Source organism: Paenibacillus sp. J22R98 (genome assembly GCF_059383835.1).
On the sequence record NZ_JBXENW010000004.1, the window covers coordinates 387,853 to 404,499 of the forward strand.

Consider the following 16,647-nt stretch of genomic DNA (forward strand, 5'->3'; position numbering starts at 1 on the left):
ATAAAGGGGCGAGTTTCATGCTGGTCGTTGGAAGAAAACCTGGACAATCCATTGTCATTAATGAAAATATTATTGTTTCCGTAATTAAGAGCGACGACGGGTTATTACGCTTAACGATCGAGGCACCTAGAGAAATTCCCATTATTCGCGGAGAGTTACTTGAGCAGCAATAAGTACGATAATTTGTTTTAGCCCAATAGCTGCAGTTCCCTCGCTTTGGAGATTGCCTGCACTCTTCGATTCACTTGCAGTTTGCCATAAATATTGAAAGCGTGAATTTTGACTGTTCCTTCCGTTATCTCTAGCCTTAACGCAATTTCTTTGTTGGATAAACCATCCGCCATGAGACGAAGGACAGCGAGCTCACGATTCGTAAGGGACTCAATCAGCGAGGTTGTCATTTTCACATCAACGGTTTTGGCTGCTTCACCGGCATGGCTGCCTCGTAATTGCCAGAGCTGCATATAGGCCATCTGTGAGAAAGCCATTTCCAACACTTCAAACCGTTCCGTAGTAAAAGCATCTGCAATTAGATTGTTCTCCAGGTACAGTACGCCCTCTCGATGATCCGGATATCGAATGGGCATACACAAGATGGATTTGGGCTTGTTCTTATCCATATACGGATCAGCTGCGAAGATACCCTTGCATGCATTTGCTAGTACGATGGATTCCTTTGTCCGCATTACATATTGCACCACTGCTGCGGAATAAGCAGCTGCAGACTCTGTACAGCGGTCATGATTACGGTTCATGTCGTTCTCTGCGACGATGTCCAGTTTGCCGTGGCTGCCTAATAAGATAATACCCTTCTCAGCACCGGCATTATGAATGGCCAGTTCAAGGAAACCCTCCAGTAATTTGGTCTCTGCCGCACCTTTGGCTACGATCTTTGAAGCCTGTCGAATCGTATCCATATCCAATACCTTGTCCAGTCCTTGAGCAATCTTTCTATCCGGTTCTGTTACTTCCACCTCAGCACTGTGATCACAATCTTCGACATCCTCCTCCTCAAAGAAAGAGAGCGAACTGAGGGCAGGATACTGTTGCCGCATCAAGGCAACCTTACCTCTGGCACCCCATTTGCAGTATGCCTTACATGCATGTCGAAGGTAGGTTTCTGCTGCATGCGGATGATTCAACGATAATTGAAATTGACCGGCCAAATTAAGAGCGAGCGCTTCATCCTGCGAGCATCCTGTTACATGAGCCAGCTCAATGGCCTGGTCATACAGCTTTGCCGCTATTGTAGGCTTACCGCTTAGTCGAGCAGACTCGGCTTGCATCATCCAATATTTGCTTAACGTGGTTTGGGCGATGACTTTCGTCCACTTTTTCATCTGAGCCAATAAGCGATTTAATGTTTTACGATATCCGCGTCTTACCTGGTTAGTAGCGTCCGGATACAAGGCTGTTATAGTCAAAGCATGATAGAAGCAGTGCCTTTGATCGAACGACAGAGTCGTACTACCCTCAAATTCCCTCGTTCCTTCGGCGGCTGCCAAAGCATCCGCATAATAGCCGTACAGGTAATAAACCTCAAGTTTGCATGCAGCGTTATAAACGAGATACGATTTGTACGCATTGTTCATTGCCTCCTCCTGTAGAAGTCGGCTATCATCGAAGTGCTCAAAATTGATCCTCAAATTCGCGGCATCTGTCGCAGATTGCATGAGATGTACATACTGCTTCGTTAAATCAATGACCCTCAAGGACATGACATCAAGCATTCGTGTCGAGGTTTGCTCATATTGATGACATAATCGACTCAAACGACGCAAATTCCCGGTATTCGTAATAATCCTCGAAGAGATGGCATAACCTGCGTAATTCAGATCCCCTACCTCCATGCTTAATTGCGCCGCATGCTCAAAGTGATGATCTGACAACTGAGGTCGCAGGTATTGGAAAATCATCCCCACCATGAAATGAATTCTCCCTCTTAAGACGACACTATCCATTTTCTCAGAATAGCTGAGTGCAGTTTCGACTAGTCGCAAAGCAGCTTTATAGCTTCTCAAGCCAAAACATAACGTAATCGCATAAGAGCCGAGCGCGATTGCGAGCGCTTCAGAGTTTCTCTGCTTTAAAGCCATTCTTACATATTTAGCGAACAAGATAACAGCTGCTTGTTCATCTGTGATAAATAATATTGGTGATGAAGCCATTACGATATCCGCTAATGCCTTATGCAAAGGGTCTCTGCTCTTCGACAGATGCTTAATGGTGCCCGCTTCCCTTGCCAGACATAGCTGTGTGTAGGCAATTTCGGAAATAATGGATAGCTTCGAAGCCTTGGACGGTACAATTAATCCAAGTTCCGCCATCGCCTTCAGAGCAATTTCAGCCGATTTACCTTCTCGCTTCTGAAAAGCGTACATCGTAATCTGGATAATATAGATTTTGGCCCGATCCTCCAATTTCACTACATGAACAAGAAGCTGCTCCAGCATACATTCAGCCTCATTGAAATAACCGCAGAAATACTGGCACTCTGAGCTCTCCAGCAACAAATTGGAATAGAGGTCGAAGCAGGTAACCCAGCCCTTATCCCCAGTCAATTGAACACCTTTCTCCAGTAACGCCAGCGCCTGGTCATAGGCCGCAGAAGCTTTGGCCTTCTTGCCCGCTTGTAGATTCAGGCCAGCCAATCTTGCAATCTCGGATGGTTCCGTAATGAGTTCGCTGCCCAAATTCAGATGATGCACAACCTCGAAGAGATGATCGTCCGTCGCTTCCGATTCATAATAGTTTAGCATGAACCGGCCGATTTTCAGATGAACCTGCTTCTTTTCCACTTCCTGCATGAGATCATATGCCGCACTTCGCACTTGATCATGCAAGAACGTATAGCGATCCCCTTCCCTCCATACGAAACCTTCTTGCCACGCAGATTGTAAAACGTGCTCCACCTCTTCGACCTCTTGTTCACATAACATAGATAATCGATGAATATCGAAGGCGTTTCCAATACAGCTAGCTACATGCAGCAACTTTCGGGTATCTGGCTGCAATGCGTTGAAGCGGCCGATTATTAGACCTATGACGTCCTCATAAACTTCCCGTTCATTAATCTGCTGCATGTCCCAATCCCAGCAAGCCTGATCCGGATTAAAGTAGAGCAGCTTGTCTTCATAACAACGATGCAGCATTTGCTTTAAATAAAAAGGATTGCCTCCCGTTTTCTGATAGAGGGTTTCTGCCAGCGGTTTTATTCTGCCCGGGTCGGCGAGCAGCGCATCTGCGACATAGTCAATTACGCTTGAATAACTGAGTGCTTTAAGGTTCATGTATTGGATGGTGTTGTCTATCTTATGGGAGTTCCCGAATAATACCTCTAAGACGGGATGCCCCTCATGAATCTCATTGTTACGGTAAGTACCAATAATGAGCAAATACTTATTAGATGGATCATTCATTAGAACGCGAAGTAAATGAAGTGAGGCGGTATCAGCCCATTGTAAGTTATCCAGCCAAATCACAAGCGGGTGACGTTTATCTGCGAATAGTTTAATAAAGTTGCTAAACAACGTTTGAAACCGAATGGTTGATTCGGCCGGCGGCAAAACTTGGGCGGGAGGTTGTTCGCCAATAATGAGGGCTAGCTCGGAAATAACTTCAATGAGTACACTTCCGCTTTGGCCTAAAGCAGCTATTATCTTCGTCTTCCATAAAGTAAATTGTTCTTCGCTTTCCGCAATAATCTGTCCAATGAGGTCGCGGAAGGCGACAATAAGGGACGAATAAGGGATGGAATGATTGAGTGGATCAAACTTGCCGGAGATAAAGTACCCCTTTTGCTGCCTAACAGGGCCTTGGATGGCTTTAACTAATTTTGTTTTGCCACTGCCTGCATGGCCGCCAAGTAATAGGAGTTCCATGGAGCCCGATGAGGCACGCTCATATGTACGGAGCAGCTCCTGCAATTCATTGCTTCTGCCATAGAGAAGTGAGGGTAGATGAAATCGACTTCTCTTGTCTACTTCCCCTAAAGAAAATGGCGCAATCGCCCCTTTCTCCCTATACTGATTTGCGCAATGGCTCAAATCGTAACGGAGACCATACGTACTGTAATAGCGATCGTCCGCTGCCTTGGACAACAGCTTCATTACGAGCTCGCTCAGTATTTGCGGTACTTCAGGCTTCAACGTTTGAGGTGGAATGGGCAGAAGCGCCATGTGAGCATGGATCCACTCATTGACTGATGTGGCCTTGAACGGAGTTGCTTCGGTTAACAGCTCATAAAAGAGAACGCCTAGCGTATACAGATTACTGCTCTCATCGACTTTCCGTCTCATGCGACCCGTTTGCTCCGGTGATAGGTAAGCAAATGTTCGATGGAGTTCCTCTTGCTGCGTATAATTTTCCTCCTCTAGTGTCTGGTTAGGTTGGAACGAGCTGACGAGCCGTATCTTCGGCCGCTTATCCTGAAAGTGAATGAAAATGTGATCGGGGCTAACTGGGTTACAAATGATTCCGCTGCGATGCTGCTGACTCATCCACTCTACTAATTCCAATGCAATAGAGAAAAAGGAACGTAATGGCATGGGTTCTATCCGCATGAACGTCCGTAAAGTCATCTCTTTATTATCGACCCCCAACGTTATACCCCCTCCGGTAATGAATAATCTATGATGCTACGCCAAAATACCTATTTATCTATACCTATTTAGGTAGGTCTATAATACTAACGAACTAGGTCTTTAATCTGAAATTTACACTTAACTTGTCGAAAAAACAATCTTTTTCTCCATTATATTGTCAGAATGAACATAAATAGGCCATCCTCATGAAGGATGGCCTGCTCTATACCTGCTTATTTGGTTCTTCCATACTTCCTGCCATAACGGACAGCCGTGCGATAAAATTGCTTATCCGCGAACGACTTTAATGCGCTGAAACCCGGTCTGGTGTTTACTTCCAGAATCCATAGCCGTCCCTTGCGATCAAGCGCTACATCAAGTCCGAGTTCCTTGAACTTGGCACTATGACGATTGAAGCAGCGTGCGGTTTGCATGCCTAGTGTCTTTAGCTTCTGCTTATAACTAGCAACTTGCGCTTTGCTGTACCCCGAACGGCGCAGTGTCGGCTCAACCCGTGCGAGCTTGCCGCCTTGATGATAATTCGTAACCACTTTGTTCTTCATCCCAAGCTTGACGAACATGACGGTTGGCACCCATTTGCTGCCGTCCTTCTGCACCATCATCCGCAGGTCAAACGGTCTGCCGCGTGAGCTTTTTAAGTAAATGCCCTTCTGCAGCAAGTAACTCCTTCCCCGAGCGATTCTATTTAATTGGCGATAGAGCGAGCTTGTGGACGAGACTTGGGTAGTTCGCGTATCTTTCTTCACGCGGTACTTCCGAGAAGATAGCCGCACAATACGCGCAATACCGCTGCCCCCCGTCCCGGTTGTCGGTTTAAAGTACACCGTCTTATAGCGCCCGGTCATCGCAGTCAGTGATGCGCGGGTAAAGCGTTTCGTTTCGGGAACGAAGCGTCTTAATGTACGGTCTGCCAGCAACCACTTCGTCTTCGTCCATTTGCTCTTAATTGAAATGCTGCTTCCGCCTTTTCTAGGCACACCATCATCTCCTTAACATCACTCGGGATAGATTACTACCTATCCTCAAGAAATGTCACGGCGGATACCCTAGTATTGCAATAACAGTACATGATTCCGCTTAGCAATTCCCCATCGCCTATCTATCCTAAACCTCTACAGATATGGTAAATTTATAAATACACACAAAGCTCGTTACTCGCCATCGTTTCCTGACCGTATTCGAACTAATACGACGGAAAGGTATGACCACCATGCGGCTTTTGAAAATCTATCAATCGAAGAAGTATCTACTCCGTATTCTACTATCCATATCTGTTTTAACGGTTATTTTCCTTATTGGCTCCTCTGCCACTCTGTTTTATACCTCCAGAAATTCCGTTGTCGAGATGCAGAAAGAATACAACGAAGCAACATTGGCTCAAATCAACTACAACATTAACTCCATGGAAGAAATTGCCAAAAACATGGTGTCCGCCCTGTTTTGGGACGTTCAGCTCAAGCCTCTGATGTCCAACCAAGAAGTTTTTGTTTTAGATTTGACCCATAAACTTCGAAGAATGGAAACAATCGTTAACACTACTTCTTTCCTGGATTCCATCATCATTTATAACGGCTATAGCGACCAAATCTTCGCAGGAGGGAATTCGGCGCTTAAAAGTCAAAACAGCGAATCCACGCGGCATATGCTCGATTTCCTCCATAACACCGATGCTGTACAGAAAATGAAGTTCATTCCAATGAAGCTGAAGGAGAAGAGCACGGGAATCGATGTATTCTCTTATGTAATGTACGACTCGCTCGGTAAGTATAATCCGGTCGAAGGTGCATTAGTGTTGAATATTAAGCCGGAATGGCTATTTAACAATATCAAGCTGATCAATGGACTGGGGCTGAAGAAAGAAGGCTCCATCATGCTGGTTAATAGTGAAGGTCAAATATTATATACCAATAAGAGCTCCGATCTAAACTCGACTGGATTCCAAGATTTGTTCTCCGGCTCCGTCCGTGAAAACAAGTCAAACGGGTACATGATCCAGCGAGTCGGGGACCAAAAACAAATTATCTCCTACTCCAAGCTGGTCATACCCAATTGGTATATCGTAAGCGCGCAGCCTTACGATGCCGTCATTCATAATATCGTTCAAATCCGCAAAACAACCATTGGCTTGACGATCGTATTCTTAATTCTGTCGATTATTGCCGCTATCTTCGTATCTCGAAGGCTGTACAAGCCAATTGACAGGCTCATGAACCAAATCCAAAACAATCAGTTTGGCATCGGAGATCAAGCGGCCAAGGATGAACTCGCTTACTTGTCCGAAGTATATTCCACCGTCGTAGATAATCTTCATGATATGAGGAAGATGCAGAGGGATAACCGGGACATTATCGATTCTTATCATATCCGTCAATTGCTTACGAGCAGCATGGCACTCAGTGACGAACAATTCATTGGCATCATCCGATCGAACCAAATGAACATTCAAGAGAACGGTTCGTATATCGTGATTGTCATCACGATTGATAATCTCCGGAAAATTAGTCAACTGCTGCAGCCCGGCCAAATGAAGCTGTTTCATTTTGCAATCTTAAACATTGCAGAGGAACTCATCGGAAGCCGCTATTGCTGCGTCGGAGCCGAATTAAGATCCGATCATCTGGCATTCTTGGTCAGTGCGGAGCATGATCTCGGAGATACCATCGAGCTGTTGAAGGATAAAATGGTGCAGGTTCAAGAAACCGTGCAACGCTACTACAAAATAACGATCAGCGCCGCCATAAGCGAAGGCATCTTTCATTTCTCGGATATCTCCAAGCAGTACCATCAAGCCCAACAGATCATTATGTACAAACTCATTTATGGAAGAAACGTACTGCTTACCCTCGATTCCGTTGAGGAAAACATGCGCAATATAAGTGAACCTCTGCTTCCGGAGCTGGAAAAAAGACTCGTCGAGGGAATCAAATCCGACGATGCCGTGCTTCTTGAAGATACGCTGGACAAGCTGATACGTCATATTGCCGCATGCAACTATGATCAGATTATGACGGGCATTACCCAGATCCCGGTGATTATTAGGCAAACACTGAAGGAAATCAATCAAAACCGCGTACAGCCCATTGACATCGATATCAATAAAGTTAGCTTGAGTATGCTGGAGATGGATACGCTTGAAGATATTCATCGGCAGCTATGGCAGACGCTGCATGACATTACACAGCAGAAACGCAGCGGACTGGTGGATCGCAACGATATCCTAGTTGAGACGATCAAGGAAATTGTCAAACAAAATTACGGCGACATTAACCTCAGCCTCCAATCGATTGCCGGTATGATGAAATTGTCCGCGGACTACGTAGGCCGATTATTCCGCAAGAATGAGCTCATTTCCGTTGCCGACTATATTAGCGAGGTTCGGCTGGGTGTCGCCAGAGAACTGCTGGAACAAAAAAATCAAAGTGTATACGAGATTATGGATCAAGCCGGCTTCGCAAATCAAAGCTACTTCTTTAAGCTGTTTAAGAAAAAGATCGGTTGTACACCCGGCGAGTATCGGTTGAAAAAATCGATTGGGCGATAGCTTTATGTTTAAAGGCCAACCGCTTTGGTTGGCCTTTTATCGTGTCATTCACGAATTGTAGGAGTAAAACACAAAAAATACAGTTCGAAACGCCAATAATACCTTGATTGTGCACTAGATACGATAAGGGCAAAACAGCAATAATGAGAGCAACAACCAAGAACCAATTACGCAGGAAAGGGGTTAAGCAATTTGGATAACAGATTGGGGAAACGGATCGCGAACGAATGGCGCCACTTCAAAAAAAATCACGAATTGTTTACGCTTGGCATCCCTGGAGTCATCTATATTCTCATTTTTGCTTATCTACCTATGATCGGCATTATTATGGCGTTTAAAAATTTCCACTACGACAAAGGGATGTTCGGCAGCGAATGGATCGGCTTTAAGAACTTCGAGTTTTTTTTCGTTTCGGAATATGCCATTCGCATTACGCGCAATACGGTGCTGTATGAGATCGGCTATATCTTCTTTACAACCGTGTTCGCGCTTCTCTTCGCTGTGTTATTAAACGAAATATCCCGCAAAGCGGTAAAGGTGTATCAGACGGCCTTATTCCTTCCCCACTTCTTATCTTGGGTCGTTGTGTACTATATCGTGTTCACCTTGCTCGATATTAACAACGGCATACTAAACAAGCTGCTCGAAATGGTGGGCTTGCAGACACATGATTGGTATATGGAAGCCGGCCCTTGGCCGTACATATTGAACATCGTCGCGCTTTGGAAACGTATCGGCTTCAGTGCGCTGGTCTATTACGCCGGTATTATTGCCATCAATCCCGAATATTACGAAGCTGCCAGAATCGATGGGGCCACACGGTTTCAAATCGCCCGCAAAGTCACCATCCCGATGATCATGCCATTAATTATGATCTTGCTCATCTTGGCGATCGGCGGGCTTATCTCCGGAGACTTCGGCTTGCATTACTTTGTCCCAAATGGCGGCTTGGCCGGCATGACCTACCCGACAACCGACATTATTGATACTTACGTTTACCGGGCGCTGACCAAAATCGGAGATGTCGGCATGGCTACAGCAGTCGGCTTGTTCCAATCCGTAGTTGGACTGATCCTCGTTCTAAGCGCTAATTTATGGGTTAAAAAAATAAATCCGGAAAATTCATTGTGGTAGGTGGATCATGATCAGGACAGGGCCTAAAGTATCCTACGTCGAAATAGGGATCAATCTCTTGTTTGTTCTCGTCACACTGTCGATGGTTGTACCGTTTCTGCTCGTAATCGCAATCTCGTTAACGAGTGAAGAGTCGATTGTTACCCAGGGCTATCATTTGATTCCTCACCAATTCAGCACGGACGCCTACCATTATATTTTCAGATCACCAATGATCTTGATCCAAGCTTACTGGGTCACCATTATGACGACGGTTATCGGTACGTTGGCTAGTTTAGCTCTCACATCCATGACGGCTTACGTCGTGTCCCGTAAAGACTACCGTTACGTGAAGCCGATGACGTTCTATATCTTCTTCACCATGCTGTTCAGCGGAGGGCTGGTTCCTTCCTATATCTTAATGACGCAGTACCTCCACCTGAAGGATACGATGTGGGCGCTTATTCTCCCAGGGATGCTGTCTCCCTTCTATATTCTTATTATGAAAGGCTTCATCGGAGAGATCCCCAAGGAGCTTATCGAGTCCTCGAAGGTGGATGGCGCCAGCGAATGGCGGATTTACTTCCAGATGATCTTACCGCTATCTAAGCCAGCGCTCGCTACACTAGGCCTGTTTATTTCGTTTAACTACTGGAATTCCTGGTTTCCGGCGATGCTCTACATTAATAGCGAGAAGCTCGTTCCCATTCAGCTGCTGCTTACGCGAATGATGAGTACCATCAATTTCTTAACCACTAGCTCGCAGTTTATGAGTGGTCTGCATATCGATACCAGCAAATTTCCTAACTTATCCGCGAGGATGGCAATGACGGTGCTGGCAGCGGGTCCGATGATGTTCATCTTCCCGTTTTTTCAGAAATATTTTGTCAAAGGCTTAACTGTGGGTTCCTTGAAAGGTTGACGTTTGTAATTAATTCTTCGTTGGTTGACTCCATGAGAGGGGGTACAAGAATCACAGTTAGATGGTAAGATGCTGGGGCAGGGTTGATTCAATGTGCGAAACAATCACTTGGGAGGGTAAGCTAAACATGAAAAAGAAAGCCTTTCTTAAATTAGTATTGGCCAGTATGCTAATCTTATTGCTTGCAAGCGCTTGCAGCGGTAATAAGAACAATGAATCTAACACGTCAACGAACGAGCCGGCAACGACAACAAACACGGAATCCACTACTTCAGAGACAACTACCAATGAGCCGGCAGAGCCTGAGAAAGAAGAACTGCCGCCCGTAGAATTGACCTATTATATTCCTCAACCTGAATTGCAGCCGGATCTTGCTTCGGTCGAAGCTGCCGTAAACGAGTATATCAAGCCGAAAATCAATGCGACCGTTAAACTACTGCCGATTACGTTCGGTGATTATGATCAGAAGATGAATACAATCGTCTCCGCCGGTGAAACGTTCGATATGATGTGGACGTCGAACTGGTCCTTCAACTACGAGAACAATTCACTTAAAGGCGCATTCAAAGACCTAGAGTCGCTTGTTACCGCGTATGCACCTGATTTCGTCAACAGCCTGCCGAAAGCGGCGATTGAAGGAGCACGAAACTCGCAAGGTAAATTGTACGCCATTCCTAACTATCAAATTATTGCGCAAGGCGGCGGCTTCGTCGTTCAGAAGGAGATGGCCGACAAGTACGGCCTAGATATTAGCACAATCAAGACGTATAAGGATTTGGAGCCGTTCCTGGAGAAAGTCAAAGCCGGTGAACCGGATAAAATTGCATTTGGTTCCAGATCAAACACCTTCGTTCCTTATATGTATGGCTTTGACGGACTTGCCGGCGTTGAATACAGAACCGGCGATCCAAACTATAAGCTCGAATATGTGCTGGAAGCACCGGAATATTTGGCTCATCATCAATTGCTGCATGATTGGTTCAAGAAAGGTTATGTCAATAAAGACGTAGCCACGGCTACTTTCGCTGACTATCAGAAAGCAGGAAAAATCGTTGCTTTCTACGAGTGGACGCTCAAGCCTGGCGGCGAAATCGAGATGAAACAAAACATGGGCGGCAAAGATGTTGTCTTCATCCCCATGTATGAACCTAGGTTTAGCGGTGTACAGCCGACAATGACGGCGATCAGCAACACCTCCAAAAACCCGGAGAGAGCGATGATGTTCCTCAATCTGGCGAATACGGATCCGGTATTGTTCAATCTCCTCGCCTTCGGTGTTGAAGGCAAGCATTATGATAAACTCGATGCCACTCATATCAAGGTCAAGACAGACGGCGGCTATGCTCCTAACGTAGCATGGGCAATGGGTAACGTTACAATAGGTTACTTGCTGGAAGGCCAATCGGATGATACTTGGCCGAAAACAATTGAGCTTAATAACTCGGCTATGGTACCGGAAATTTGGGGCTTCCAATTCAACCAAGAGCCGGTTAAGACGGAATTGGCCAACATGGATGCCGTTTATAAAGAGTACGAAGCCGCAGTCACGACCGGCGCAGTTGATCCAAACGAATACATTCCTAAGCTGGTTGACGCCATGAAGAAGGCCGGCTCCGCGAAAGTAATCGAGGAGAAGCAGAAACAGCTGGACGAATGGTTGAAAGCCAAAGGCAAGAAGTAAGTATTTAGCGTGATCGTTGTGAATTAGAAGCCTGGGATCTTTGTATCCCGGGCCTCTTTATTGCGCATTTTCTATTGTGTCGCGGTCGGATACGGCCGACACCATCCCGTACTTCTCCTTGATCCGATCTAATTTCTCCAGCAATGGCCTTGATAATAGGAATAAAAATATAATTGTTGCCGCAGCGTGAATGAAATCGAATGGGATTCCCTGTATGCAAGCCACTATGAGCATGGCGATTGTAGGATTCGGTTGCGTCATCCATACCGAGGAGAAATTCATAATACAACCATAGATAATGAAGGTTGCCGTACCTCCAAACATACATAAAGCGATCCGATTTCTACGCAAAATGCCTTTCTTGAAGAGCAGGCCTGCGAGAAAACCGATGATGCCAAAGGCGAACATCTGCCAAGGTGTCCATGGCCCTTGACCGAAGAAGTAGTTCGACACGAAGCCCGTAATCGCCCCTACCAGAAATCCTGCCTCCGCCCCAAACGCGATACCCGAGATGATGACAATCGCGACAACCGGCTTGAATTGAGGAAGCATGAAGAAGGCCATTCTGCCCACGACGCCTATCGTACACAGCACGGATAGTGTCACAATCTCCCTCGCCTGTGGTTTCCTTCCCTCATAGATCATCATGAAAGGGAGCATCGTCTCTAGAATCACGAGCATCGAAATAAAGTAGTACTTTCGATCGTTCAAATAATAAATGCCAAACCAAATGGTCAGCGGTATGATCAACAAAATCATAATTGCGGCGGCCAGCGTGCGTTTGGATAGACTCCTATGTTCGACGGGCATTTGCCCGTACGAATTTGGGGTGGTTATGTTATCTTTGGGATCGGGCTTGGCGCTGTCTGATGTTAAAGGCGTAGGTTTCTTAACCATTGGCTTTACATGGCGGTGGTCATTTGTTTCCGGATTGCCATGAAAAGCGCTAATAACATCGTTCGTCGTAATAGCCCGTGGGATCAGGTCTCTCGCCATACGGTTCGCCGCTGTCGTATAGAAGCTGTTGCCCGCGAAGAAATCTCGCGGCCTGCCCTCAGAAACGATTCCCCCGTCGAAGAACATGGCACAACGATCGGCGAAGCTGGCACAGAACTCAATATCATGGCTGACCATCACAATAGCCGTTCCCTGCTGCTTCAGATTGAGCAAGATTCCCGCTAATTCCAGCTTGAAATGAGCATCTAACCCCTTGGTCGGTTCATCTAACAGTAGGATGGCCGGCTCCAGAAGCAGCACTTTAGCAAGAGCCGCCTTCTGCTGTTCGCCTCCGGATAGATCATAAGGGTGCCGCTGCAGCAAATCCTGCAACCCGCATAATTCCGCCACGTAACGCACGCTCTCTTGGATCGCTTCCTTATGTAGCTTCCGTCCGGATAACACTTCCCGGAGATCGGCCCCTACGGTTTTGCGAACGAACAGCGCCTGCGGGTTTTGCGGCAACACACCCAGAAGTCCCTGATATTTCTCACTGTCCGGAAGCGTGTCAATCGGCTTTCCTTGGATCAGCACTCGACCGCGATAGGGCTTGCGCAGTCCCGCCATCAGCGATAGCGTGGTCGTCTTCCCTGTACCGTTACCGCCAACGATTGCATAGATTTCTCCCGGGTACACTTTTACGTGCAAGCCCTTTATGATGTCGAAAGCATTTTTATCGTATTTAAACCAAACCTCATCCACTTCTATAACTGGCTTCTGTCCGGTAGACACGACGGCTTCCTCTGCGATATACCTCTTGTATCTCCTTGTCTCAGCGAGTGTATGTAGAAAGTCTCGTCCCTCCCGAACGGTAATCGGACAAGGTAGAATATTGTCGATTTTTGCATATATTCTCACAAAGGAAGGCATGGCATTGAACATAGAATGGCCCAATTCAAGAAGCCTTAAGCCCACCTCTGTTGGCGCGCCGGCAGCGAGGATAGAGCCATGGTCCATAACGACGACCGTATCCGAGAGAGGAAGCACGTCTTCAAGCCGGTGCTCCGAGAGGATGATGGTGACGCCAAGTTCGCGGTTGATCTTAGCGAGGGTGGCCAGAAATTCCGCAGCAGCAATGGGATCCAGCTGACTTGTAGGCTCGTCCAAAATGAGGGCCTTAGGCTGCATAGTCATGATGGAAGCCAGATTGAGCAGCTGTTTCTGCCCGCCGGAGAGTTCGGTTACCGACTTATGAAACCAGTCCTGGATGCCGAAGAAGCTGGCCATTTCTGCGACACGACGCCGGATCTCCGAGGTGCTGCAGCCCAAGCTTTCGAGTCCAAAAGCCAGCTCATGCCATACCTTGTCCGTTACGATCTGATTGTCAGGCGACTGCAGGACATAGCCGATTTGAGCGACTTGCTCGCGCCTGTCTAAAAGAGGGAGAGGGGTCCCTTGAAATCGAATTTCCCCGCTTCGGCTTCCGTGAGGGGTAAGATCGGTTTTCAAATGACGGAGCAGTGTGGATTTGCCGCAGCCGGATTGTCCGCAGATCAGCACAAACTCACCTTGCCGGATCGTTAACGATAATTCGTCTAAGGCTTTCTTCTCCGAGCCGGGGTAAGCGAACGTTAAATGTCGGATTGCGAAAGCTTCCATTTCCTGTCCTCCCAGCTATTAATCATCATTGGCACTGCGCATAATACGGCGTAGGCCAGAAATAAGCTTAAGCTGAACGCCGACAAATCGACGCCGCGCATAGAAGGAAAGTACCTAAAGTACAGTCCTTTTGCCATTCCACCGGCGATCAAATATACTCCTAGCGCTGCGATGCCGCTCACCGCGATTCGGTCACGGCGGTTAAACAAAAAGAGGGAGAAGGCGGTTCTTCCCTTTAAGCCATAGCCTCTGCTCTTCATGGAGTCTGAGGTTTCGATGGCGTTCTCCAGCATCCAGGTCACCATGATCGACAGAATTCGAAAGCCGTGCTTGACTCTTATGAAGAAGCCGCCGTTAGTCGCATCCCTGCCGATACATTTCTGAGCATGAGACACCACGGCAAGCTGCGCCTTAAACTTTGGAACGAAACGCAGCACCATCGAGAAAATGAGCGACAGGACCGGAATCACAGTGCCGAAGAGGTAGATAAACTTATCCGAGGTCATGACCGCGTTATAACACGAGAACCAGCTAATGACCGTTACGAACATCGCGGCGGCTGCAATGCCGTAAGTAATCGATTCCAGCGTCAAGGGATTGCCGCTATGCAAATACGTTAAGATCGTAACTCCCTCGTGATTGAAAGCGGGATTGATGAAGGCTGTAACCAGCAGCATGGGCAGCATATACAAGAGTTGAAAACGGATCGCCTTGCGGCCATTCAGGTTGAGGGAGTACGCGATCGCGAAGATCAGAGAGATCGCTAAGCAGGCCGGATGCATGAACACCATAGCAAACAGGATGACTAGTACAAAGTACAGAAAATTGACGATCGGATGATAGCTGGAGAAGGCGTCCTTCATGGCTTTCCACCGCCGGATGTATCATATTGATCGCCTACATCGCGACCCAAATCGCATGTATACACCCACTCGATTACGTCGCCCTGCTTCAACTGATACCGGCTTGCGCCATAATTCGGGAACCACTCATTCACCTTATACATCCACCCCGATAACTCCCCGCAGTCGAATTCGTACAGGTTATTGATCCCTTCGATATAAGCGGAGTTGTACATCGGGGCATTCTCGAATTCCATCGGTATCTTGTTCTTCCTCATTTCACGCTGCAGCACGTTAAAGACGGACTCCCCTTCATAGAAAGTCACTTTCTGCGACTTGAAAATCACACCGTCCTTCGGTACAAGCTCCACCTTCTCGTCATCCAATTGATCCATATGATCCAATATCGCGGCACAGTTCACGGAGAGATAAGCTGTCATCACCTTATCGGAAACTTCAGCTTCCTGCGGCTCGACCGGTGCCGGCTTCCCTTCCGTGACGGGGTCGGTCAAATACGGATCCTTCCCTGCATCCGGCTTTATTGCAGGAGCCTTCGTGTCCGTTGAAGGAGGTTTGGCTGTTCCTTTTGCAGGCGTAGACGGCTTCGCCTGGGATGCGGTTGAGGAGGTGTTTGGCTTAGAAGGCTTCACCGATTGTTCGGTCTTAGGCGACGTTTCTATTCCTTCCTCGGAAGCAGCCGGCTCCTCCGATTCTTGTGCGGTCTCTTCGGAGATCGCGGGCGGCTTCCCCCCTGTCGAAGCTGGCTCTGACAGGTTCGCAGAAGGTCCTGTTGCAGGCTCGGATTCGGCGGTAGATGCCGGCGGTGCAAGCACGGGCGACTCCTCCGTAGTCTGATCCGTCACTTCCGCCGCTGTTTGCACGGTATTAGACTCACTCGTCTTGGTGGAAGTAGGCCCCCTGCTATAAAAAGCAATAATGAGGACGACTGCAACGATGGCTGCCGCTATAAATTTAGTCCTGATTGACTTCATGTCCATGCGTCTCCTTCTCTGTTCGGAACAACAAAAAGCCCCTGATTCATAAGAATCAAGGGGCAGCCGGCGTCGTCAACTACAAATAAAGACAACAAAAAAGCACCGCCTCCATCATCCGTAGAGTCTGTGAAATCCAATCAAGGCAGGTCTCCTGGCTATGCGTCAACGCTTCTCTATACCTTCCCGGCTCGTGGGGGCCAGTGGCAAATCCTAGATCAGCTCTTCATTTACAGTGGCGGGACCGCGCCGGATTCTCACCGGACTTCCCTATTAAGCAGCGCCTATCTACTAAGCGTGCACCTTGATTGTTCTATTCAATTGCTATTCATACTATAGAAGATCCATGCTTTTGTC

At 47.3% G+C, this 16,647-nt stretch carries 10 protein-coding genes and 1 riboswitch; of the genes, 5 read left to right on the plus strand and 5 right to left on the minus strand.

Annotated elements, in window-relative coordinates; all coding sequences use genetic code 11:
- The first annotated feature begins 17 nt into the window (after window positions 1–17).
- Window positions 18–173 carry a carbon storage regulator gene (locus AC50Y3_RS15055; RefSeq protein WP_494819532.1) on the plus strand — a complete coding sequence of 52 codons (156 nt, stop codon included), beginning with the start codon at window positions 18–20 and terminating at the stop codon, window positions 171–173.
- Window positions 174–188: 15 nt separating this feature from the next.
- Here AC50Y3_RS15055 and AC50Y3_RS15060 read toward each other — a convergent pair whose 3' ends face one another.
- Together AC50Y3_RS15060 and AC50Y3_RS15065 are read right to left on the minus strand one after the other, a co-directional pair.
- Window positions 189–4,298, minus strand: coding sequence for an AAA family ATPase (locus tag AC50Y3_RS15060; RefSeq protein WP_494819533.1), 4,110 nt, complete (start codon window positions 4,296–4,298; stop codon window positions 189–191).
- Window positions 4,299–4,816: 518 nt separating this feature from the next.
- Window positions 4,817–5,581, minus strand: coding sequence for a YheC/YheD family protein (locus tag AC50Y3_RS15065; RefSeq protein ID WP_494819534.1), 765 nt, complete (start codon window positions 5,579–5,581; stop codon window positions 4,817–4,819).
- Between the two features lie 233 nt (window positions 5,582–5,814).
- On the opposite strand from AC50Y3_RS15065, the gene AC50Y3_RS15070 reads away from it, so the two are divergent.
- From AC50Y3_RS15070 to AC50Y3_RS15085, 4 genes are all read left to right on the plus strand, one after another.
- Window positions 5,815–8,145: a helix-turn-helix domain-containing protein gene (locus AC50Y3_RS15070; RefSeq protein WP_494819535.1), complete on the plus strand. Its 2,331-nt coding sequence runs from the start codon at window positions 5,815–5,817 to the stop codon at window positions 8,143–8,145.
- Between the two features lie 192 nt (window positions 8,146–8,337).
- Window positions 8,338–9,279 (plus strand): ABC transporter permease, encoded by a 942-nt coding sequence (locus AC50Y3_RS15075; RefSeq protein ID WP_494819536.1) that lies wholly within the window; start codon window positions 8,338–8,340, stop codon window positions 9,277–9,279.
- Between the two features lie 7 nt (window positions 9,280–9,286).
- Complete coding sequence (locus AC50Y3_RS15080) at window positions 9,287–10,180, plus strand: carbohydrate ABC transporter permease (RefSeq protein WP_475783627.1); 894 nt, start codon at window positions 9,287–9,289, stop codon at window positions 10,178–10,180.
- A 127-nt stretch (window positions 10,181–10,307) separates the two neighbouring features.
- On the plus strand, window positions 10,308–11,861 hold the full coding sequence (locus AC50Y3_RS15085; RefSeq protein WP_494819537.1) for an ABC transporter substrate-binding protein: 1,554 nt from the start codon (window positions 10,308–10,310) through the stop codon (window positions 11,859–11,861).
- 57 nt (window positions 11,862–11,918) lie between these two features.
- On the opposite strand, the gene AC50Y3_RS15090 is transcribed toward AC50Y3_RS15085, so the two are convergent.
- From AC50Y3_RS15090 to AC50Y3_RS15100, 3 genes are read right to left on the minus strand one after another with little or no spacing between them, the layout of a single operon-like run.
- A complete protein-coding gene (locus AC50Y3_RS15090) occupies window positions 11,919–14,456 on the minus strand; it encodes an ATP-binding cassette domain-containing protein (RefSeq protein ID WP_494819538.1) in 2,538 nt (845 codons plus the stop codon).
- Window positions 14,429–15,319 (minus strand): energy-coupling factor transporter transmembrane component T, encoded by an 891-nt coding sequence (locus AC50Y3_RS15095; protein WP_494819539.1) that lies wholly within the window; start codon window positions 15,317–15,319, stop codon window positions 14,429–14,431. Before AC50Y3_RS15095 ends, AC50Y3_RS15090 begins: the two co-directional genes overlap by 28 nt.
- Window positions 15,316–16,290: a DUF4430 domain-containing protein gene (locus AC50Y3_RS15100; RefSeq protein WP_494819540.1), complete on the minus strand. Its 975-nt coding sequence runs from the start codon at window positions 16,288–16,290 to the stop codon at window positions 15,316–15,318. The genes AC50Y3_RS15095 and AC50Y3_RS15100 overlap by 4 nt, the downstream gene beginning before the upstream one ends.
- A gap of 127 nt (window positions 16,291–16,417) precedes the next feature.
- Window positions 16,418–16,612, minus strand: a riboswitch (cobalamin riboswitch).
- Between the last annotated feature and the right edge of the window lie 35 nt (window positions 16,613–16,647).